The 19,929-nt window shown below is 53.6% G+C and carries 17 protein-coding genes; 10 read left to right on the forward strand and 7 right to left on the reverse strand.

From position 1 onward, the window contains the following. Nucleotides 1-154 precede the first annotated feature (154 nt). The 5 genes from L21SP2_RS04275 to L21SP2_RS04295 are packed head-to-tail and all read left to right on the forward strand — an operon-like array spanning nt 155 to nt 5,523. The gene (locus L21SP2_RS04275) at nt 155-1,309 is read left to right on the forward strand and encodes a UDP-N-acetylglucosamine--N-acetylmuramyl-(pentapeptide) pyrophosphoryl-undecaprenol N-acetylglucosamine transferase (RefSeq protein WP_144082919.1); all 1,155 of its coding nucleotides are present in this window, start codon (nt 155-157) and stop codon (nt 1,307-1,309) included. After that, nucleotides 1,306-1,788: a CvpA family protein gene (locus L21SP2_RS04280; protein WP_024267270.1), complete on the forward strand. Its 483-nt coding sequence runs from the start codon at nt 1,306-1,308 to the stop codon at nt 1,786-1,788. The genes L21SP2_RS04275 and L21SP2_RS04280 overlap by 4 nt, the downstream gene beginning before the upstream one ends. Next, nucleotides 1,788-2,948, forward strand: a complete 1,161-nt coding sequence (locus L21SP2_RS04285) for a hypothetical protein (RefSeq protein ID WP_024267271.1) — start codon at nt 1,788-1,790, stop codon at nt 2,946-2,948. Before L21SP2_RS04280 ends, L21SP2_RS04285 begins: the two co-directional genes overlap by 1 nt. A gap of 8 nt (nt 2,949-2,956) precedes the next feature. Beyond that, the gene (locus L21SP2_RS04290; protein ID WP_053335577.1) at nt 2,957-4,174 is read left to right on the forward strand and encodes a two-component system sensor histidine kinase NtrB; all 1,218 of its coding nucleotides are present in this window, start codon (nt 2,957-2,959) and stop codon (nt 4,172-4,174) included. Further along, on the forward strand, nt 4,171-5,523 hold the full coding sequence (locus tag L21SP2_RS04295) for a sigma-54-dependent transcriptional regulator (protein WP_024267273.1): 1,353 nt from the start codon (nt 4,171-4,173) through the stop codon (nt 5,521-5,523). Before L21SP2_RS04290 ends, L21SP2_RS04295 begins: the two co-directional genes overlap by 4 nt. A gap of 1 nt (nt 5,524) precedes the next feature. Here L21SP2_RS04295 and L21SP2_RS04300 read toward each other — a convergent pair whose 3' ends face one another. From L21SP2_RS04300 to asd, 3 genes are all read right to left on the reverse strand, one after another. Further along, a complete protein-coding gene (locus tag L21SP2_RS04300) occupies nt 5,525-5,950 on the reverse strand; it encodes a J domain-containing protein (protein ID WP_024267274.1) in 426 nt (141 codons plus the stop codon). A gap of 88 nt (nt 5,951-6,038) precedes the next feature. Next, the gene (locus L21SP2_RS04305) at nt 6,039-7,379 is read right to left on the reverse strand and encodes an aspartate kinase (RefSeq protein WP_024267275.1); all 1,341 of its coding nucleotides are present in this window, start codon (nt 7,377-7,379) and stop codon (nt 6,039-6,041) included. A gap of 10 nt (nt 7,380-7,389) precedes the next feature. Beyond that, nucleotides 7,390-8,427 carry an aspartate-semialdehyde dehydrogenase gene (gene asd, locus L21SP2_RS04310; protein ID WP_024267276.1) on the reverse strand — a complete coding sequence of 346 codons (1,038 nt, stop codon included), beginning with the start codon at nt 8,425-8,427 and terminating at the stop codon, nt 7,390-7,392. Nucleotides 8,428-8,632: 205 nt separating this feature from the next. On the opposite strand from asd, the gene L21SP2_RS04315 reads away from it, so the two are divergent. Both L21SP2_RS04315 and L21SP2_RS04320 read left to right on the forward strand, forming a co-directional pair. Next, nucleotides 8,633-9,451: a purine-nucleoside phosphorylase gene (locus L21SP2_RS04315; RefSeq protein ID WP_024267277.1), complete on the forward strand. Its 819-nt coding sequence runs from the start codon at nt 8,633-8,635 to the stop codon at nt 9,449-9,451. Nucleotides 9,452-9,481: 30 nt separating this feature from the next. Then, entirely contained in the window at nt 9,482-11,953 is a 2,472-nt protein-coding gene (locus L21SP2_RS04320) for a helicase C-terminal domain-containing protein (RefSeq protein ID WP_024267278.1), read from the forward strand. Between the two features lie 254 nt (nt 11,954-12,207). Here the strand turns inward: L21SP2_RS04320 and L21SP2_RS04325 are convergent, their stop codons facing one another. Continuing rightward, entirely contained in the window at nt 12,208-12,474 is a 267-nt protein-coding gene (locus tag L21SP2_RS04325) for a co-chaperone GroES (RefSeq protein WP_024267279.1), read from the reverse strand. 431 nt (nt 12,475-12,905) lie between these two features. On the opposite strand from L21SP2_RS04325, the gene L21SP2_RS04330 reads away from it, so the two are divergent. Further along, entirely contained in the window at nt 12,906-13,781 is an 876-nt protein-coding gene (locus L21SP2_RS04330; RefSeq protein ID WP_024267280.1) for a sigma-70 family RNA polymerase sigma factor, read from the forward strand. Nucleotides 13,782-13,878: 97 nt separating this feature from the next. Next, a complete protein-coding gene (locus L21SP2_RS04335; protein ID WP_041402184.1) occupies nt 13,879-15,075 on the forward strand; it encodes a diacylglycerol/lipid kinase family protein in 1,197 nt (398 codons plus the stop codon). Nucleotides 15,076-15,168: 93 nt separating this feature from the next. Here L21SP2_RS04335 and L21SP2_RS04340 read toward each other — a convergent pair whose 3' ends face one another. The 3 genes from L21SP2_RS04340 to L21SP2_RS04350 are packed head-to-tail and all read right to left on the reverse strand — an operon-like array spanning nt 15,169 to nt 16,433. Continuing rightward, nucleotides 15,169-15,555, reverse strand: coding sequence for an Hsp20/alpha crystallin family protein (locus L21SP2_RS04340; RefSeq protein ID WP_024267282.1), 387 nt, complete (start codon nt 15,553-15,555; stop codon nt 15,169-15,171). A gap of 11 nt (nt 15,556-15,566) precedes the next feature. Beyond that, the gene (locus L21SP2_RS04345) at nt 15,567-15,971 is read right to left on the reverse strand and encodes an Hsp20/alpha crystallin family protein (protein ID WP_024267283.1); all 405 of its coding nucleotides are present in this window, start codon (nt 15,969-15,971) and stop codon (nt 15,567-15,569) included. A 21-nt stretch (nt 15,972-15,992) separates the two neighbouring features. Then, nucleotides 15,993-16,433 carry an Hsp20/alpha crystallin family protein gene (locus tag L21SP2_RS04350; protein WP_024267284.1) on the reverse strand — a complete coding sequence of 147 codons (441 nt, stop codon included), beginning with the start codon at nt 16,431-16,433 and terminating at the stop codon, nt 15,993-15,995. Nucleotides 16,434-17,048: 615 nt separating this feature from the next. Here L21SP2_RS04350 and ppdK point away from each other — a divergent pair. Continuing rightward, nucleotides 17,049-19,712, forward strand: a complete 2,664-nt coding sequence (gene ppdK / locus L21SP2_RS04355; protein ID WP_024267287.1) for a pyruvate, phosphate dikinase — start codon at nt 17,049-17,051, stop codon at nt 19,710-19,712. The last annotated feature ends 217 nt before the right edge of the window (nt 19,713-19,929 follow it).

Here is a 19,929-nt window from a genome sequence, read left to right on the forward strand (position 1 = left end):
CAATCCCGAAAACGGACATATGAATTTGATGGAAACTGCAGGGATGAAAACCGGGATGAGAACCGTGTTAAGAACCGCAGGGATGTAATCCCCAGGGCCGATTAACGTGGATCACAATGGAGCGTATCATGATGAAGACGGGAAACGGAAAGATATGAATGATAATACACAGAGGTCAAACACCCGGAAAAACCCCTCCCGTCCGCTGATGGCCTTTACCGGCGGGGGGAGCGGGGGTCACGTATTTCCTGCCCTGGGGGTGCTGGATGAACTGGGGTCAGATTTTTCCCGGAAGTACCGCCTTATCTGGCTGGGATCATCCGGAGGAATTGAGGAGCGGATCGTCACGGAACAGGGGATCAATTTCAAAGGCCTGCCAGCGGGGAAGCTTCGCCGCTATCTCTCCCTGAGAAACCTCTTTGATGCCCTGAAATTCTTTTCCGGCATTGTTCTTGCGCTGCTCTATTTTCTGAAAAACAGACCTGTTCTGCTTTTTTCCAAGGGAGGATTTGTATCCGTCGCTCCGGTAATCGCCGCAGGACTGCTGGGCATACCGGTAATCTCCCACGAGTCGGATGTGGACCCGGGGCTGGCCACCCGGATCAACCGGCGCTTCACCAAAGTTCAGTGCATCCCTTTTCCCGAATCGGCCCGGTTCTACCCTGCCGGTCTTCGGGTGGAGACAACCGGAAATCCCGTGAGAAAAGACATTCTCCGGGGGGAGAGGTCCCAGGGGCTGAAGATTGCCGGCTTCGACGGTACCCGCCCGGTTCTCCTGGTCCAGGGGGGCAGCCTCGGAGCCCGGCAGATCAACAGCTTTATCCGTGAACACCGGGAGGAGCTGCTTGCCCATATGGATATTATTCACCAAACCGGGGAAAAGGATTCACAACGGCTCTCCTCGACGGAGGACTTCCAGGGGTATTTTGCCCGGCCCTTTTTCTCCCGGGAATATCCGCATATCCTTGCCGCAGCGGATCTTGTCCTTTCCCGTTCCGGGGCCGGTTCGCTCTGGGAGCTGGGGATCACCGGGAAACCTTCATTTTTCATTCCTCTGACAGAGGGGGCCCGGGGAGATCAGATGCGGAACGCCAGGTATGCAGAGGAACGGGGAGTGGCCCGGGTGTTTCACCAGAAAGATCCCGGCTGCAAAGGCCTGGATGAACTCGCAGGGGCCCTGATCACGGCTGCCGGTGATGCCGAGCTGCGGAAAACCATGGCCCTGCCATGGAGCGAAGTGGTGCATCCCCATGGCGGAAGAAACATTGCCGAAATAGTGCGGGAATTTCTTCCCGAGGAGGAAGTATGAACATGAGTCCCCTGGATATCGTCTTTTTACTGGTTCTTGCTGTGATAGTGATCCGGGCAATGATACGCGGGTTTGTGGAAGAGTTCGGCTCGGTGGCAGCCTTCTTTCTGGGGGTGATGGCGGCTTTTCTGTTCAGCGGTCTTGTGGCTCAGCTGCTGGAAGGAGTTATGGGGCAGACGGTCTGGAATCAGGTTGTGGCCTTCCTGGGGCTGTTTATCCTCACCTATCTTCTGGTCAAACTGTTCGAGGCCGGGCTCCGGAACCTCATTGAGCGTGCTGAGCTGGAAAACCTTGATCGGGCTCTGGGCTTTTTTCTGGGCCTGGTGGAAGCGGTGCTGGTGGTGTTTATTCTGGTATTCCTGCTGTACATTCAGCCTTTTTTCGAGGTTGATGCCCTGATAATGGAGAGCTGGTTCGGCAGGGTTCTTTCACCCTTCTTTCCATACGCAGCAGAAATGATCACCGGAGGTCGCGGCTGATGTTTGAAAACATTCTGCATCAGAAACGGACGGTGGGTGTTCTTTCACATGATATTCAGTCGGGAACCCTGCCCAATTCCATACTCATTACCGGAGGAATTCACAGCGGCAAGCTCACCGCTGCGCTGGAGCTGGTGCGCACCCTGAGCTGCAGTCAGCCTGATGCTCCCTGGAGCTGCGGCTGCTCCTCCTGCCGCCAGCACCGCCTTCTGGACAGCCCCTATCTGCTGCTCACCGGAAGCCGATATTTTGCGGATGAGATCCGGGCGGGGGCTCATATGCTCCGGAACCGGGATTCTCTTCCCCTCCGCTTTCTCTTTTACCGGAATGTGAAAAAGCTGATCCGAAGGTTCGACCCGGTACTTTGGCAGGACGACGCGTCCAAACTGAATAAGGCGGAAAAACTCATCGAGAAACTGGAGGAGCTTGCAGCCCCGGTACATCCCGAAAACGGTGCCGGGGAAGGCAGCGTGGAGGTGCCGGATCCCGACGCCCTGGAATCTCTGGTGGATGAGATAGTGAAGCTTCTCCCCGCAGACGGGGTGAATGTGGATATGATCCGCCGGGCAAACTACTGGGCCCATACTGCGGATACCAGCAGAATCAAGGCGGTGATTATTGAAAACGCCCATGAAATGAACGACGCCGCGCGAAACGCATTTCTCAAGACCCTTGAGGAACCTCCCTCCTCGGTGTATTTCATTCTTCTCAGCGACCGCCCCGGCGCACTTATTCCTACAATCCGCAGCAGGCTGCGGCAGTATTCTCTGGCACCCAGGGGACGGAGCGAATATCAGGATATTATTTCCCGGATATACCGGGCGGAACATCCCGGAGATTACAGCAGCCTCCAGTCCTTCTTCATTGACTGCGCCAAAGGCGGTCTTGAAGCACGGAAGCATCAGATAGAACTGATGTTCACCATTCTGGATGCCGAACCTTCCCGTGCCATCCGGGCCAGAGACGAACTGGCTGAGATTCTGGGTTCAGACCGGAGCGAACTGCGCCGCCTGGTGATTCTCTGTCTGGACGAGCTGAAGGAGGCGGGTGTGCATACATCCCGGGTGCACGCCCTGCAGAGAAGACTGGAAGAAATCCACTTTTCCAGTGAAATCTACAATATCCCGGTAGCCTCAGCCCTGGAACATGGGTATATTTGACACAGATTATGCGAAAATTCATACAGCGAGCCCTGAACAAGCTTTCCAAACTCGATAAGCAGCAGATTCATGCTCTGATTTACGACCTGGCCAGGGAAAACGAGCACATGGAAGTTGTGCTGGATTCCCTCACCGACGGAGTTCTGGTTTCCGACAAGGATAACAGACTCATACTCAGTAACAAGGCCGCCGAACGGATGATCCCGTTTCGGGAATACGATATGTATGAGAAGATAATCTGGGACGTGGTGGCCGACCGGGATATTGCCGAATTCATTCAAACCACCATTGAGCGTGAGGAAAGCATACGGGACAGGGAATTTACCCTGGATAATCTGGGGAATACCCGCATTCTTGCCCTGAGCATCATGCCCCTGGTACGCAGAGGCAGGGTCCGTGGAAATGTTGTCCACATCGAAGATATCTCCGAAAAGCGCTGGAGCGAGGCAAGGCTCAGACGGGCCGAAAGTCTCGCCAGTCTCACCACCCTTGCCGCCGGGGTGGCCCACGAGATTAAAAATCCATTGGGGAGCATCGGCATCCATATTCAGCTGATGCAGCGTACCCTGGACGCCAACGAATCGGTGAAGTCCGATGATGTGCGCTCCTATCTGGATATCGTGAATGAAGAAGTTGAGCGGCTGAACCGTATTGTGATGGATTTTCTCTTTGCGGTCCGCCCCATGGATATTCATCTGGAAGATCATGATCTGAATGCTCTGCTTCATGAGATCATGGATTTCATGAAATACGAAGTGGAAGAAAGCGGTATTCAGCTGAAAGAGGATTATCAGGTGGATATCCCCCATATCCTGCTGGACGAAAAGTTTATTAAGCAGGCCATTCTGAATATCGTGAAGAACGCCATCAATGCCATGAGTGACGGGGGCAATCTCACCCTCTCCACCCGATGCCGGGGGGATGAGGTGATCCTGCGCATTATCGATACCGGGGTGGGCATGAGTGAAGAGGTGATGGAGAAGATATTTGAGCCCTATTTCACCACCAAGGATTTCGGCAGCGGCATAGGACTTACCATAGTGTATAAAATTATGAAGGAACACCGGGGCGATATTTCGGTGATCAGTCAGGAGGGCAGGGGAACCACCTTTACTCTGAGTTTCCCCGTGCCTCCGGGCCAGCAGAACCTCATCGGCGAGACCCCGGGCGAGGCCGGGAACATCGAGAACTCCGGGAACAGAGACAGCTCCGGGGAGGATCAATGAAATTCAGAATTCTTGTTGTAGACGATGAAAAAAATATCCGGGAGGGGCTTGGAAAGAGTCTCGAACTTGACGGATATGAGACGGTACTGGCGGAAGACGGAACCTCAGCCCTGAATATCATGGAAGAGGATGAGATTGATCTGGTGATCACCGACCTGAAGATGCCGGGAATGTCCGGGGATGAACTGCTGAGGCGGGTTGTTTCCGACTGGCCCAGTGTTTCGGTAATAATACTCACCGGCCACGGAACCATAGAAACTGCGGTCCAGTCCATGCGCAACGGAGCCTTCGATTTTCTCACCAAACCGGTGAACCTGGAACGTCTCTCCATGCTGGTGAAGCGGGCCCTTTCCTCCAGGGAGCTGGTACTCCAGCACAGAGCCCTTCAGGAGGAGCTGAATCAGCGCAGACAGAGCTCGAAAATTCTGGGCAAGAGTCCCCAGATGCGCAAGATTCTCGATCTGATCCGGCAGGTTGCCCCCACCCGGGCCTCGGTGCTGATCACCGGCGACAGCGGGGTGGGGAAGGAACTGGTTGCGGATGCCCTCCATGCCATGAGCGACAGACGGGAAAAATCTTTTGTGAAAGTCCACTGCGCCGCCCTCTCCGAATCTCTTTTGGAAAGTGAGCTGTTCGGTCACGAAAAAGGAGCCTTCACCGGAGCGGTGAACCGCAAGCGGGGGCGCTTTGAGCTGGCCCACATGGGCAGCATCTTCCTGGATGAGATTGGTGAAATCAACCAGACGGTTCAGATCAAAATTCTCCGGGTTCTTCAGGAGAAACAGTTTGAACGGGTGGGCGGCGAACAGACCGTGGACGTGGATGTGCGTCTTATTGCCGCCACCAACCGTGATCTGAAAGCTGAAATTGAAGAAGGAACCTTCCGGGAAGATCTCTATTACCGGCTGAACGTAGTGAACATTCATGTGCCGCCCCTGCGTGAAAGGAAGGAAGATATTCCGCTTCTGGTGAGTGCCTTCCTGAAAGAGTTCAGTGAAGAAAACGGTAAGAGCATAATGGGGATTGATAACAAAGCGAAGGCGGCCCTCTATAATTACGAATGGCCGGGAAATGTGAGGGAGCTTCGAAACAGCATCGAATCGGCGGTTGTGATGAGCAGAGGGGATTTTATCACCCCCGATGACCTGCCCCCTCACATCGGAGGGGCCGGGGACGAGGATTACATCCGGCTGCGGATGGGAGTTTCTCTTCCCGAGGCGGAGAAACAGATTATCAAGGAGACCCTGCTGGCGGAACGTGGCAACAAGAGCCGGACCGCCGAGGTTCTGGGCATAGGAAGAAAGACACTGCACAGAAAGATCAACGAGTACGGTATCGAATCGCCCTGATCTACCCTCCGGCTTTCAGAATCTCAATAATGCGTTTATACGATTCGTTCAATTTGGTGGTCACCTCGGTGGCAATGGCCTGCTTCTCGGGGCTTCCGGCGAATTTGTCGGGATGATACTTGATCAGCAGCCGCTTATAGCTTTTTCGTACATCTTCCTCGGCTGCTCCGGGTTTGAGCTCCAGATTGGCATAATCCCTGGCCAAACCTTCGGCCTGCTTTCTCCGCAGGTCCTCCTGCCAGGCCCGGTCGCCGGTTGAGTCACTGCTCTGCCTGCGGCCATCGTCTCCCGGAAAACTGTGGTTTTCGGTTCCCAGAAAACTGTCGAGCTCAGACCAGGCATCCTGGAAGTCAGCATCCGGCTCACGGGTAAAATCGGAAATAACGCTTCTGGCCAGACGGCCCAGCCGGTTAAACATTTCGCTCATCTGAAAACTCCATTGCACTCAACGGATCCGTTTACCGGAGGCTCCGTTACGGCTTCATACTGATATTTCATTCCCGCAAACCCGCTCATCAGTCGGCAAAGAGGGCGTCATGCAGACTCTGTATGGCGCTGTCCAGCTGATCCTCGGGAACCACCAGGCTCAGGTTGATATCCGAGCTTCCCAGGCTGATCATCCGCACCGGAATATCCACCAGGGCCGAAAACACCCGGGCGGTGAACCTGGACTGCTTCCACAAATCCTGCCCCACCAGGGAGATGATCGCCTTGTCCCGTTCCACGGTGACCGTGGAAAACTCTTCCAAAGCGGATTTTACTTCGGATATCCGCTCTGCGTCTTCGATGGTCAGGGATACAGAAACTTCTGAAGTGGCCACAAGGTCCACGGGAACGCGGTATGTTTCGAACACCTCAAAAATCCGCCTGAGAAAACCGTATGCGTTGAGCATCCGGGATGAGCGTACGTTGATGAGGGTTACGGCCTTCTTGCCGGCAATGGCCTGAATTCCCGTGTTGCTGCCGCTGATATGAATGCGGCTTGCCGGTCCTTCGGGATCCCCGGTGTTTTTCACCCACACCGGAATCCGTTTCTCCACCGCAGGCTGAATGGTTGAGGGATGAATCACCTTTGCACCGAAATAGCTCAATTCTGCGGCTTCGTCGTAGCTCAGCTCACCGATGGTTCTGGCGTTGGGAATGAGTCTGGGGTCTGAGGTCATAATGCCGTTCACATCGGTCCAGATCTGAACTTCCTCCGCTTCCAGGGCAGCACCGATAATCGTGGCGCTGTAGTCCGATCCTCCCCTGCCCAGGGTGGTGGTTGATCCCTCGCTGTCGGAGGCGATAAACCCCTGGGCCACAAAGAGCAGGCCGGGGCCTGTTTTGATCCGGGTTGTAATGGCCTGGCGGGTTTCCTCTTCCAGTACGCCGGCTTTTCCGTGGCGGCTGTCAGTCTTGATGATCTGCCGGCTGTCGATGAAATGTACATTCAGGCCCTTCTGAAGAGCCCGGTAATATATGAGCGTAGTGGAAAGCCGTTCCCCGAAACTGAGAAGGGTGTCCATGGATCTGGGACTCACCTCCTGGATGAGACTCAGACCGTACATGAGGCTTTCCAGTTCCCGGAACAGCCTGTCCACTGCGCCTTTGCCCTCCTCGTACAGGGGAACCTCCAGGAGATCCACCAGTGCCGAGTAGTGCATGTTCCGCAGATTGTCCAGTTCACCGCCGGCGCTGTCCGCCTCACCCCGCTCGGCCAGTCCGGCCATCCGAAGCAGGGCATCTGTGGTTTTGCCCATGGCCGAAGCCACCAGCACCACTCCCCGGGACAGTTCTTTCTCCGCAATATCGAGAACCTGGTTAATCCGCCTGGCGGAACCAACACTGGTTCCGCCGAATTTCTGTACAATCAATGCGGGTATCCTATGAAATATACCCCAAGGCCACCATGGCTTCGGCATTCAGAATCGCCGCACCTGCTGCGCCCCGGACGGTATTGTGACCGAGAATGGTCATTTTAATATCCAGTACCGGGCATTCTCTCACCCGTCCGACCACTGTGCTCATTCCCCCCTGTAGCCAGATATCCCTGGCGGGCTGGGGCCGGTCTTCCTGCTCAGTTACCAGTATAGGAAATTCCGGTGCTGAATGCAGCTTCTTCTCCTGAGGCATACCCCGGAAATTTCTCAAAACTTCCTTCACTTCATCCACAGACGCCTTTTTCCCCAGCTTGATGGAAAGGGTTTCGGTGTGACCGTCGAAAACCGGTACACGGGTGCACTGGGCGCTAACGGGGAAGGGGGCATGATCAATGTGATCCCCCGCCAGGGTACCCAGAATTTTCTGGGGCTCGGTTTCTACCTTGTCTTCCTCACCGCCGATGAAGGGTACAACATTTCCCAGAATGTCGATGCTGGGAACACCGGGGTATCCGGCTCCGCTGATGGCCTGCATGGTGGTTGCCTGTACGGCTTCAACGCCGAAGGCCTTGTGTAGGGGTGCAAGGGCCATGGCGATAAACATGGTTGAGCAGTTGGAATTTGTGATAATTGCACCCTTGTAGGGCTGCTTGCGGATAATCTCGAAATGATCGGGATTGATTTCCGGAATCACCAGGGGCACATCTTTATCCATCCGGTGATTTTTTGAGTTGGAAATGACGAAATGTCCTGCTTCGGCGAAGCGGGTTTCGGCCTCTCCGGCTACGGAGCTGTCCAGTCCGGAGAAAAGGATGGTGCTCTCCAGAGTTTCATCCAGGGATTTTACAATTTTTCCGGCAATATCTTCGGGAACCGGTATGTCCTGTTTCCAGCTTGCCGCTTCGGCATAGGGTTTGCCCGCAGAGCGGGGGGATGCCACCAGTTCGCGGATTTCGAAATGGGGATGGTTTTGAAGCAGCACAATAAACTTTTGGCCCACAGTACCTGTGGCGCCGAGAATGGCAACGGGTATCTTACTCATTATACCTCCAATGGTTTTGAGATCCGTATTTGTCTACCTGTTATATGCAAATATGCTAACTTTATACGTCAACATTGCTCATTGTCAATGTAGGCCTCGGGGAGTATACTCACCTGAAACGTGAACAAATGAAGGAATGTCCGGACAGCCGCGTAAACCTGTCCATATTCCCGGCAAGTCCGGGGTTCACTCTTTGGAGGCTATCATGAAATCGGAATTTATTGCAGATGTGTACCACGCAGCCGCTGAAATCAGCAAAACCACCGGCTACCGTCCCAAACTGGGAATGATTCTGGGCTCGGGACTGTCCAGTCTGGCGGAAAGCTATGAGTGCACCAAGGTTCCCTACGGTGATATTCCGGTACTGCCCAAACCGACCGTGGAAGGGCATCGGGGCGAACTCTATATAAATGAGGATATTGCAATCTGCTCCGGCCGTTTTCACTACTATGAAGGGCACAGTCCGGATAATGTGGTGAGCACAGTGGCCCTGCTGAAGGGGCTGGGCTGTGAACGGCTAATTGTCACCAATGCCGCAGGGGGAATCAACACCGGGTTTTCTCCTGGGGATATTATGATCATTGAGGATCATATTAATCATCTGGGATTTAATCCACTCATGGGACCCAACCCGCAAATAGACGGAACCGATCTGGGCGCCCGCTTCCCGGATATGTCCCGGGTCTACAGTCCCGCTTTCGCCGCAAAAGCACAGGAGCTGGACGGTGATCTGAAACAGGGCGTGTACATTGCGGTTACCGGTCCAAGCTATGAGACACCCGCTGAAATCCGGGCCTTCTCCGCCATGGGCGCAGATGCGGTGGGCATGTCCACCGTGCCGGAAGCCATTTTCGCCCGGTATCTGGGCATGGAAGTGGGGGGCTTGAGTCTCATTACCAACTTCGCCGCCGGTCTGGGCCACGAGGAACTGCATCACGATGAAGTGGTGGAAATCGGCCGGAAAGCCGCTGACAGAATGAAAAAACTGGTGGCCGGTCTGGTGGACTGGTGGCTGAAGGAATAGGCCGGGCCTGCCCCCCTCTCCGCCGAAACCATGGTATCCGCTGATTCACGAATTCCCCAGCATATCGCACATCTCATGAGGGAGACCGTATCCCAGGCCCGGAACCGGGAGGTGCTGTTCGTCTGTACCCAGGACGAGGAAGGCATGCTTGCCAGCGCCAGGGCTGTGGCCCGGGGTAACGACGGCATGGTTCCGGCTCCCGAACCCCATATGCGGGAAGGTCAGGTAATCGTCCATAATCATCCTTCCGGAACCCTGAATCCCAGCGACGCCGATGTGTCTGTGGCCGCACGGCTGGCCTCACAGGGTATCGGAAGCTGGATCGTGGATAACAGCGTGCGGAATCTCTACATCATCACTGAAGCGTATGAAGCGCCGAAAAAAACCGAGCTGGACTTGCAGCGTCTGGCGGACATGCTGCTGCCCGGCGGCGGTTTATCCAGGCTTCAGCCCGATTTTGAGCCCCGGGACCCTCAGCTTGAAATGCTTGAAGAGGTGGTGAAAGCTTTCAATGAAAATCTGATAGTAGTCAGCGAAGCGGGCACCGGGGTGGGAAAGAGTCTGGCGTATCTCATCCCGGCAGCCGCCTGGGTGCTCCAGAACCGTGAACGGGTGGTTATCTCCACCGCAACCATCAACCTGCAGCAGCAGATTCTCGAGAAGGATATCCCCACGGTTCGCCGGCTCTTCAAGGATTCCGGGGGTGATGAGATCAAGGTGGTGCTGGCCAAGGGGCGCAACCAGTATCTCTGCCAGAGCCGGCTGCAGGAACTTATTGAGGAAGAGGGGCTGTTCGGCGAAGAGCAGCTGGATGAGATCAGGCGATGGGCGGAGGTAACCGAGACAGGGGACCGCAGCGACCTGCCGTTTAACCCCGATCCTTCCCTGTGGGCCCGGGTGAACTCCGACGCCGATGCCTGCAGCGAACTACGCTGTTCCCGCCGGGGAAGCTGTTTTCTCCAGAAGGCCCGGAAGGCTGCCGCCTCCGCTCATATCGTGGTGACCAACCATCACCTGCTGTTCGCCGACCTGGCCATTCGAAAGGAAGGGTTCGGACAGGATGCAACTGTCATTCTGCCGGCTTTTCAACGACTGATTATCGACGAGGCCCACAATGTGGAGGGAGCGGCAACCAGCTATTTCAGCGAGGAATTCAACCGCTTCACCCTGCATAAATACGCCAATATGCTCCTGCGCCAGCGACGCAGCCGGGCTGGGGGAATTATCCCCTCCCTCCGAAAAAGCGCCGGCGTCCGTTTTGAGGGTGCGGAGGCATTGCTCCAGTCCATGCGCAGCAGGGTGCAGGAACTGGACGACGCCCTTCTTCCCTTCCTGGATCAGCAGAACTCCCTGCGCTTGGCGGCGGATCCCAATGAGCTTCCCGGAAATCATGAAAAGAGCGAGCTGGAGACCGTGCTCTTTGAGCAGCTCGGAAGATTTCAGCAGTCTGTTCTGGATACCGTGGAGCTCCTGGCTGACGAGTTCAAAAGTCTTGACGATTCGGACAGCGACGAGCCCAGAATCGCAGAGCTGCGGATCATGATCCGCCGTCTGGAGGGGGTGGCAAAAATCTGCGGGGATTTCCGGGAATATGCCACCCGCCCGGACCTGGTGTACTGGCTGGACCGGCGACGAAGCTCCGCCGGGGATCGCTTTGTTCACTTCACCGCAACCCCCATCGAAGTTGGACCGATTCTTCAGGAAGCCATGTTTGACCAGTACGAAAGCATCGTGCTCACAAGTGCAACCCTTTCGGTGAACAAATCGATCCAGTACTGGCAGCGGAGGGTGGGGCTGTTGAACAACGACAGGCTCGTGTTTAAAAGCATGGAGAGTCCGTTCGATTACAGCCGCCGGGTGCTGCTGGGGGTTCCCAACGATGCCCCCAGCCCGTCGTCGGGGGAACAGTACTCCTCCTGGCTCCAGGGTTTTGTGATGCGGATGCTGGATATCTCCGAGGGCCACGCGTTGATTCTGTTCACCAGCTACTCCATGCTCACCCAGGTGTACGAGTACTGCAAACCCCTGCTAGTTCAACGGGGTATCACCTGCTTCAGGCAGGGGGACGATGACCGCAACCGTCTGATGAGCAGCTTTCAGAAGGAAGTAAGCTCGGTGCTCTTTGCAACCCACAGTTTCTGGGAAGGTATCGACGCCCCCGGCGACGCCCTGAAACTGCTGATCATCAGCAGACTGCCGTTCCGGGTACCCACGGAACCGGTGCTACTGGCCAGAACAGATGCAATTCAGAGCCGGGGGGGGAATCCCTTTTTCGAATTGAGTCTGCCCGAGGCGGTGATGAAGCTGAAGCAGGGATTCGGAAGGCTGATGCGCCGGAAGAGTGACAGGGGCGTGGTGCTGATTACCGATAACCGGGTGATTACCAAACGCTACGGGCGGAACTTCATCGACTCTCTGCCTCCGGCCCGGCTGGTTGTGGAATCTTCAGACCGTCTGGCGGGGGAAGTTGAGCGGGTTCTCTACGAGGATATGGATTCCTGAGCCCCCATTCGAACCGCGTCCGACCGCCGGTCTTAACCACGTCCGGCCGCCGTACTTCACTGTAGTCATAAAGCCCAACCCCCATACCGGAACGAAGTTCCACCCGGGCTCTGAAAGCAGATAAACTGAAAAGCACACAAGCCGGAAAAGCACAAAAAAAGAGCTGCCTGATAATATCAGACAGCTCTGTTCCGCATCACATGGGATGCAGGGACACTTTCAAAAATCATGATTTTTGAAAGATGTGTCCGGGGCTACTTAATGATTGCAATAATGTCGGAGAAGCTCACGATGAGGTGATCATCACCGTCAATTTTTACCTGGGTTCCTGCATATTTGTCATACATTACCCGGTCCCCCACCTTCACAGTGATCACATCGGTGTCATCACCGATTGCAGTTACTACCGCAGTTTGGGTCTTTTCCTGGGCAGTCTGAGGGATAAACAGACCTCCGGAAGTTTTTTCTTCGCCGGCTTCTGTCTTAAGAAGTACCCGGTCGCCTAGGGGCTGTACGTTCATACCCGTCCTCCTGATTGAGTATACATGACGTTGTCTATTTGTATGGTGGAAATATACGCAACATGGCTTTGTTGGTCAAGAAAAAGCGTACCTCAGAGGACTCTTTCAAAACAGCACTCTGAACATCCGTCCGGAGAAGGTGTGCCGGGCCGCTCCCCGCTCTATCTTACATATGAGGCGTAAATATAAGGCATTTTGCCTCCGATGACCCACAATTACCCCGCTCCCCAACCAGATGAGTCATTATGATACAACTCTTTGCAGCTGTGTATGCTCTGTGTCAATATTCCGCATTGTGATATTATCAGTGGATAGCAATCACAAAACGTGATATAGATAAGTTGTTGTATGGTAGGCATATATCAGAAATAAACAAAAAAATCAGACTTGGCACGGCAATTGCATTAAATGTTGATATACAGGAGGACTTCATGAGCCAGGCAACAGAAAAGCGTATTAACGGTAACACCAAAAGTAATGATGAAAATATTCTTACCATGTATCTGAAAGAAATAAATAAAATCCCCCTTCTCTCCCGTGAAGAAGAAGTGGACCTTGCCACCCGTGCCCGGGACGGTGAACAGGCGGCCAAGGACAAACTTGTCCAGGCAAACCTTCGCTTTGTTGTGAATGTTGCGAAAAAGTATCAGAATCAGGGCCTTCCCCTCACTGACCTCATCAGTGAAGGAAATATCGGCCTTCTGAATGCCATTGAGCGTTTCGATGTGGATAAAGGCTTTCATTTTATCTCCTATGCAGTATGGTGGATTCGTCAGGCCATCCTCAAGGCGATCTGCGAAAAGAGCCGGATGATCCGTCTGCCGCTGAACAGAGCCAATGAACTTGTACAAATAGAGAAAGCCCGAAAAGGCATTTCCGGACGGGTGGGTGAAACCGAAGAGATTCGGGAGATCGCCCGGACACTGAACATGGACGAAGAACATGTAACCGACCTGGTGAATATCAGCCGGGAACATGTTTCCCTGGAAACACCGGTATACAAGGAAAAAGACAGCTCCATGCTCAGCGACTTTGTTGAAGACAATGTGAATGCACTGCCTGAGGATCTGGTACTTCATGATTCACTGAAAAATGATATCAACAACATCCTCACCACCCTTACCGAGAAGGAAGCTGAAATTATTCAATTCCGTTTCGGATTGAACGGCTATGCTCCAATGAGTCTCAAGGAGATTGGTGACCGTTACAACCTTACCAAGGAACGGATCAGACAGATTGAGAAAAAGGCCATAAAGCGGCTTCAGCATCCCACCAGAAGCCGATATCTCTCCTCCTATGTTGCCTGATTGCATCTGATTTTCCCCGTTCTTGTATGTACGGCAGCCTCCGGTATCCTTTTCCGGAGGCTGTTTTTTTTACCGGATATTCACTATTCTGATCGATATGAGCGATCCATATTTTCGGGTGCTGATCAATCCCCATCGGTATCCCCGTTACATCAAACGCCTGAAGAAAAAGATCAGGAAGGTACCCGGCGGGCGGATTCAGGAAGCCGGAAGCAAGGAAGATTTTTCCCGGGGCATCCGAGACTTCCTGTACAGTGATGAGAAGTACCTTCTGGTTTGGGGGGGCGACGGTACCGCCCATCTGGCCATCAACAGCTGGATGAAGCATCTTGAGGAAAACGATCTACCCGGTGATTCCGGCGGAGGTAAACCCGGCGGCCCGAACAGCAGCGGTGAGACCGGCAAAGGCGACACCGGCCGAAGTAATTCCGGCGGCGGCGCTGCCCTGCCCATGGATCAGAAAGCCATAGGTTTTCTCCGGGGCGGCAGCGGAAACGGCATACAGGACTCCTATGAAGTTCCCTTCCTTCTCTCCAGTCAGATATCAACCTACCTGCAAAGCATGCAGCAGGGCTACACCCAGCAGGTGGATCTGCTCACAGTAGGCAGCGGCCGGGAGCTGCGGTATGCCCAGTTGGCGGGCACCGGTTTCGATGCGGAACTGCTGAGAAGACGGGAAGCGGCTCTTGCACGGCGGGGCGGAAGGCCCAGCGGTCTCGCCCAGTATCTTAAGGGAGGTCTTTCCCTTTTCCGGGAAGATTTTCTTGCCCGGCGAAACAGCTTCCATCTGATCATGGAAAATGGAAAGTACGCCCTGCGCAGCACCCGGGCCAATGCCGAGCTGGGCTTCACCCGGCTTGAGTACGAACAGACCCCTCTGATGATCGAAGCGGGAACCCGCCCGTTTTACGGCCGGATGTTCAAGGTCTGTCCCGATGTGGTGTGCAATGACGGCAGGATGGACGTGTATCAATTCATGTTTGAAAACAAATGGCAGATCCTCTCCAACCTTCTGCCTCTCTGGAACGGGTGGCATAACCGGATCAACCGGAACCAGGCGGAGAAGGGACGCCCTCTCATCGAACGCTATGAAGTGGAACGGCTGAAAATAATATCTGCTACCCCGTTTTTGTATCATATTGACGGTGAATTGGAAGAATGCAGGGAACAAAACGGAGAATACTCCCTTAGTCTGGGAATTGCTCCCGGTGCAATCCGTTTTCTGGTTCCCGGGAGCTTCCACAGAAAATTTCACCCCGAGAACCTGTATCATCAGGGAAAGGTATGGAAGTGAGCTTGTTCCGCTTCGGAAAAGCCGCCGGAGATCCGGCGGCCCGGTTGTGTCAGACTCAGAGCGGATATTTCAACAATGCGTATCGCAGGGTGACTATTTCAGTTCGATCTGAATCTTTTTGGTTTTCTTGTTTTCCTTCTTGGGAAGGGTGAGGATCAGGCTGCCGTTATCGTATTGGGCGCTGATATTTCCGCTGTCCACCGTTTCTCCCAGTTCAAAACTTCTTTTGTATCCGGAAAACTGCATTTCTTCCCTGAGCATATCATAGCCTTCGCCCGGTGCTTTGCTGCATTCGGCACTCAGATTCAGCACATTCTGTTCCACTGTGATATTCACATCCTTCTTTTCCACACCCGGCAGATCGAAGATCATCAGGTAGCTGTTTTCGTTTTCATGGATATCGCAGGCAGGTGTCCGGAAGCTGTTTCCCCGGGTGCTTTCAACCTGCCGGTCCTTTGATTCTTTTTTTGCAAGATTCATGACGTCCCTCCTTACTGTATTTCGATCTTTTTCGGTTTGGACTCCGGTGATTTCGGCAGACGGATAATGAGCAGTCCGTTCTCTGTTTCCGCCTTGATGTGATCCGTATCGATCCGTTCGTTCAGCAGAAAATTCCGCTGAAAATCTCCCTGAAACCGTTCATTCAGATGTATTTTCATGTTTTCCTGCTGATCCTTCTTCCGTGAGCCGGAGATACTCAGGGTGTTGTCCTGGATGCTCACTTCGATATCATCCCTGGACATGCCGGGAACCTTGGAAACGAGCACATAACTTTCCTTGTTTTCGTACATGTTGGTCTCCGGCCAGGCTCCATAACCCCGGTATCCGGTGCCGTTAAAAATCCGGTTCATTTCCCGGTTCAATTCAAACAGGTCATCCAATACGCTTTGATACATGACTTCCTCCTTGTAATTTCATCATGAAATGCTGATATGATGCGGCCGGGCCTCTTCGGTCTTCGGCACGTTGATATTCAGCACTCCGTCCCGCAGCTCAGCATTGATTTTCGATTCGTCTGCGCCCCGCACGGTGAAACTCCGGGTAAAACTCCCCTGACTCCGTTCAAAGCGGGAGTTCTTGCCCAGACCCTTCTTTTTTTCCTGCTTCCGTTCCCAGGAAACGGTGAGAACATCGTTTCTCAGCTCAATTTCAACCTCTTTTTTCTTTACCCCCGGAAGTTCCAGTTCAATCCGGTAAGAATCCTCCCGGTCCTGGAAGTCGCATTTGGCATTGAGCATCTTTCGCATGTTCCCTGAGATGTCGCTGGAAAGATGTCCCGGAAGATTGTTCCAGTCCGCATCAAGCATGGAAGGAACATCGTTCCAGAAGTCTCTGAACAGGCTCAGTTCACGACTCATAATGTACCTCCTCTCATATGGTTTCCGGTATCAACCGGTTATTAATGATATTGCAAAATATGTGCCAATTTTTATCCTGCATGCACAGGTTTATAAAATACTATATTGTATTAAGATACGTAGATTCATCAGGGCGGTTCGCTCTGACGGAACGGGGTGGAGCGGGGGGTGATCCGGGCAAAAATGCTACATCCTGAAATTTCATCCCGATCCCTTCTGGGTAAAAATGACACAGAAATCCGGTGGCGGATCTGACGAATGGAGCATCTTTTCAGCCTGTCAGCGGCTTCCCTGTGGGGGAGCAGATAGATCGGTGGAAGTTTTCTTTTGACAGCATTCATAAAGGGGGTTAGTCTTTTTATTAGAGCTATGAAAATCTGTGTAGTACATCCAATGCGTCACACATCTCATTCCACTCAAGCAACATCAATGGGGCGCCTCAGGAAACGCCGTTTGGACTTCACCGGTATGTTTCCGCCGCTTCCGAGACATCGAATGACGGGCAGGGTATTACCCGCATCCGGTACCAAAGAATCGACGAAAACACTGCCGGGAGATATGTACAAGCGAAGTTCCTGATGCGTTCTGTAACGACATTTCAGGAGGAATTGTACGATGGCTGAAAAACGAGTGTATTTTTTTGGTGGAGGGCAGGCTGAGGGATCTGCAAAGATGAAAGATCTCCTCGGTGGTAAGGGAGCGAACCTTGCGGAAATGACCAGTCTGGGCATACCGGTGCCTCCGGGGTTCACCATCACGGCAAAGATGTGTGAACAGTACTACAAGAACGGCAGAAAGAATTCCGATGACCTGGTGGAAGAAGTTGAAGAGCATCTTCACCGTCTGGAATCCACTGTGGGCAAGAAGCTCGGGGACAAGGATTCCCCTCTGCTGGTTTCGGTCCGTTCCGGTGCTGCGGTTTCCATGCCGGGCATGATGGACACCATCCTTAATCTCGGATTGAACGACGAAGCGGTTATCGGTCTGCAGAAAAGCACCAATAATGAACGTCTGGCCTGGGACAGCTACCGCCGCTTCATTAATATGTTCGGAAATGTGGTGATGGGCATCCCCCACGAAGAATTCGAAAAGGAAATGGACAAGGTCAAGTACAAGAAGAACGTGGAAGAAGACGTTGATCTTGACGCCAATGACCTGAAAGAGCTTGTGAAGCTCTACAAGGCACTGTATAAAAAACAGACCCATGAAGACTTTCCCCAGGATCCATTGGACCAGCTCTGGAAGGCAATTAATGCCGTTTTCGGCTCCTGGAACAACCCCAAAGCAATAAAATACCGGAAAATCAATGATATTAAGGACCTTCTGGGTACGGCGGTGAGCGTTGTAGCCATGGTTTTCGGAAACTTCGGGGATGACAGCGGAACCGGGGTATGTTTCTCCCGTGATCCTTCAACCGGAGAGAAGATGTTCTATGGTGAATATCTGATGAACGCCCAGGGAGAGGATGTAGTTGCGGGAATCCGTACGCCCAAGCGCATTACCACCCTGCAGGACCAGGATCCCAAGCTGTTTCAGACCCTGGTGGATGTTAAGGATCGGTTGGAAAAGCATTACCGGGATATGCAAGACATGGAGTTTACCATTCAGGAAGGCAAGCTCTATCTTCTCCAGACCCGGAACGCCAAGCGTACCGGCGCAGCGGCCATCAAGGTTGCGGTTGATATGGTGAGCGAAGGTGTGATCAGCAAGGAAGAGGCTCTGACCCGGGTTACCCCCCTCCAGCTTGAGCAGGTATTTCATCCTGCAATTCATCCTGCGACCAAAAAGAAAGTGAAAGCCATTGCCAAGGGTCTGAACGCCAGCCCCGGTGCCGCCACCGGTCAGATCGTGTTCAGTGCCGATGAGGCCGAGGAATGGCATGCCGAAGGCAAAAAGGTTCTTCTGGTACGTCCGGAAACCAGCCCCGAAGATATCGGCGGTATGGACGTTGCAGAAGGGATTCTCACATCAACCGGGGGAATGACCAGCCATGCTGCGGTGGTTGCCCGTGGAATGGGAAAACCCTGTATTGCGGGCTGTAAGGAAGCCCAGATTGTAAACAAGAAAATGGTGATCAAGGGTCAGGAGTTCAAGGAAGGCGACTGGATCACCCTGGACGGCGCCAGCGGCGAAGTGTTCGAAGGCAAGCTTGAGCTGAAGGAACCGGAAATCAAGGGCGAACTGACAACATTTCTCAGCTGGGCCGATGAAGTGCGCATCCACAGCTATCGGGCTTCCAAGGGACTGAAGGGATTCGGCGTTCGCACCAACGCGGATACTTCCACCGACGCCCAGCGGGCCCGGGACTTCGGCGCGGAAGGTATTGGACTGTGCCGAACCGAGCACATGTTCTTTGAAGAGGAAAAGATCAAAATTTTCCGGGAAATGATTGTAGCCGCAGATGATGAAGCCCGGAAGAAAGCGCTGGATAAACTTCTGCCCCTGCAGCAGAAGGATTTTGTGGGTATATTTGAGGTGATGAACGGCTTTCCGGTGACCATCCGGCTGCTGGATCCTCCCCTCCATGAGTTTGTGCCCAAGGATGATGATCAGATCAAGGAGCTTGCAAAAATAGCCGGGATATCGGCCCAGGCGCTGAAAAACAAGATCCGTTCCCTCCACGAAGAAAATCCCATGCTGGGACACCGGGGTGTGCGCCTTGGTATCACTTTTCCGGAAATCTACCGCATGCAGGCGGAAGCAATTATGCGGGCAGCATGTGAAGCTGCTCTGAAAGGCGTACAGGTATATCCCGAGATCATGATCCCCCTGGTGGGACATATCCGCGAACTGGAAATCATGCGGGGCCATGTGGAGGAAGTGGCGAAGAAGGTGCTCCAGGAAACCAAGGCGAAGATCGACTACAAGATCGGCACCATGATCGAGGTGCCCCGTGCAACGCTGGTGGCCGATGAACTTGCCCACCATGCTGACTTCTTCAGCTTCGGTACCAACGACCTGACCCAGATGACCTACGGCTTCAGCCGGGATGACGTGGGCAGCTTTGTGCCCCAGTACATCCAGGAGGGAATTCTCGAGGATGACCCCTTCGCCAAACTGGACCAGGAAGGTATCGGTCAGCTCATCGAACTGGGGATCGGCAAAGGCCGGGATACCAACAAGTATCTGAAGATCGGTATTTGCGGTGAGCACGGCGGAGAACCGAGCTCGGTGGATTTCTGCTATCGGGCGGGAATGAATTACGTGAGCTGTTCTCCCTTCCGGGTTCCGGTTGCACGGCTTTCTGCGGCTCAGTCAGTGCTGAGCAATCAGAAATAGGTCATTGAAACCGGCCACAGAAAAGGCCGCTGAAAAAGACCACTGAATAAAATCATAGAAACACGCTGAAATGATGCTGCTGCTGCCCCGGGGCAGGGCAGCCGCCGCCGGGACTCTGCTCCCGGCGGTTTTTTTTGAGGCTATGATGAAACAGGTTTGTGATGGAATTTTGAATGAGTTTCCGCTAATCTGAAGATATCGAACAACATACCACCCA

It is taken from the genome of Salinispira pacifica (assembly GCF_000507245.1).
Classification (GTDB): domain Bacteria; phylum Spirochaetota; class Spirochaetia; order DSM-27196; family Salinispiraceae; genus Salinispira; species Salinispira pacifica.

What these genes read in the sequence shown, in the direction of transcription:
- L21SP2_RS04340 (WP_024267282.1), bottom strand. Translation starts at nt 15,555, where the DNA reads ATGAATCTTGCAAAAAAAGAATCAAAGGACCGGCAGGTTGAAAGCACC.
- L21SP2_RS04315 (WP_024267277.1), top strand. Translation starts at nt 8,633, where the DNA reads ATGAAATCGGAATTTATTGCAGATGTGTACCACGCAGCCGCTGAAATC.
- L21SP2_RS04350 (WP_024267284.1), bottom strand. Translation starts at nt 16,433, where the DNA reads ATGAGTCGTGAACTGAGCCTGTTCAGAGACTTCTGGAACGATGTTCCT.
- L21SP2_RS04300 (WP_024267274.1), bottom strand. Translation starts at nt 5,950, where the DNA reads ATGAGCGAAATGTTTAACCGGCTGGGCCGTCTGGCCAGAAGCGTTATT.
- L21SP2_RS04285 (WP_024267271.1), top strand. Translation starts at nt 1,788, where the DNA reads ATGTTTGAAAACATTCTGCATCAGAAACGGACGGTGGGTGTTCTTTCA.
- L21SP2_RS04345 (WP_024267283.1), bottom strand. Translation starts at nt 15,971, where the DNA reads ATGTATCAAAGCGTATTGGATGACCTGTTTGAATTGAACCGGGAAATG.
- L21SP2_RS04320 (WP_024267278.1), top strand. Translation starts at nt 9,482, where the DNA reads ATGGTATCCGCTGATTCACGAATTCCCCAGCATATCGCACATCTCATG.
- L21SP2_RS04295 (WP_024267273.1), top strand. Translation starts at nt 4,171, where the DNA reads ATGAAATTCAGAATTCTTGTTGTAGACGATGAAAAAAATATCCGGGAG.
- L21SP2_RS04280 (WP_024267270.1), top strand. Translation starts at nt 1,306, where the DNA reads ATGAACATGAGTCCCCTGGATATCGTCTTTTTACTGGTTCTTGCTGTG.
- L21SP2_RS04275 (WP_144082919.1), top strand. Translation starts at nt 155, where the DNA reads ATGAATGATAATACACAGAGGTCAAACACCCGGAAAAACCCCTCCCGT.
- L21SP2_RS04330 (WP_024267280.1), top strand. Translation starts at nt 12,906, where the DNA reads ATGAGCCAGGCAACAGAAAAGCGTATTAACGGTAACACCAAAAGTAAT.
- L21SP2_RS04290 (WP_053335577.1), top strand. Translation starts at nt 2,957, where the DNA reads ATGCGAAAATTCATACAGCGAGCCCTGAACAAGCTTTCCAAACTCGAT.
- ppdK (WP_024267287.1), top strand. Translation starts at nt 17,049, where the DNA reads ATGGCTGAAAAACGAGTGTATTTTTTTGGTGGAGGGCAGGCTGAGGGA.
- L21SP2_RS04335 (WP_041402184.1), top strand. Translation starts at nt 13,879, where the DNA reads ATGAGCGATCCATATTTTCGGGTGCTGATCAATCCCCATCGGTATCCC.
- asd (WP_024267276.1), bottom strand. Translation starts at nt 8,427, where the DNA reads ATGAGTAAGATACCCGTTGCCATTCTCGGCGCCACAGGTACTGTGGGC.
- L21SP2_RS04325 (WP_024267279.1), bottom strand. Translation starts at nt 12,474, where the DNA reads ATGAACGTACAGCCCCTAGGCGACCGGGTACTTCTTAAGACAGAAGCC.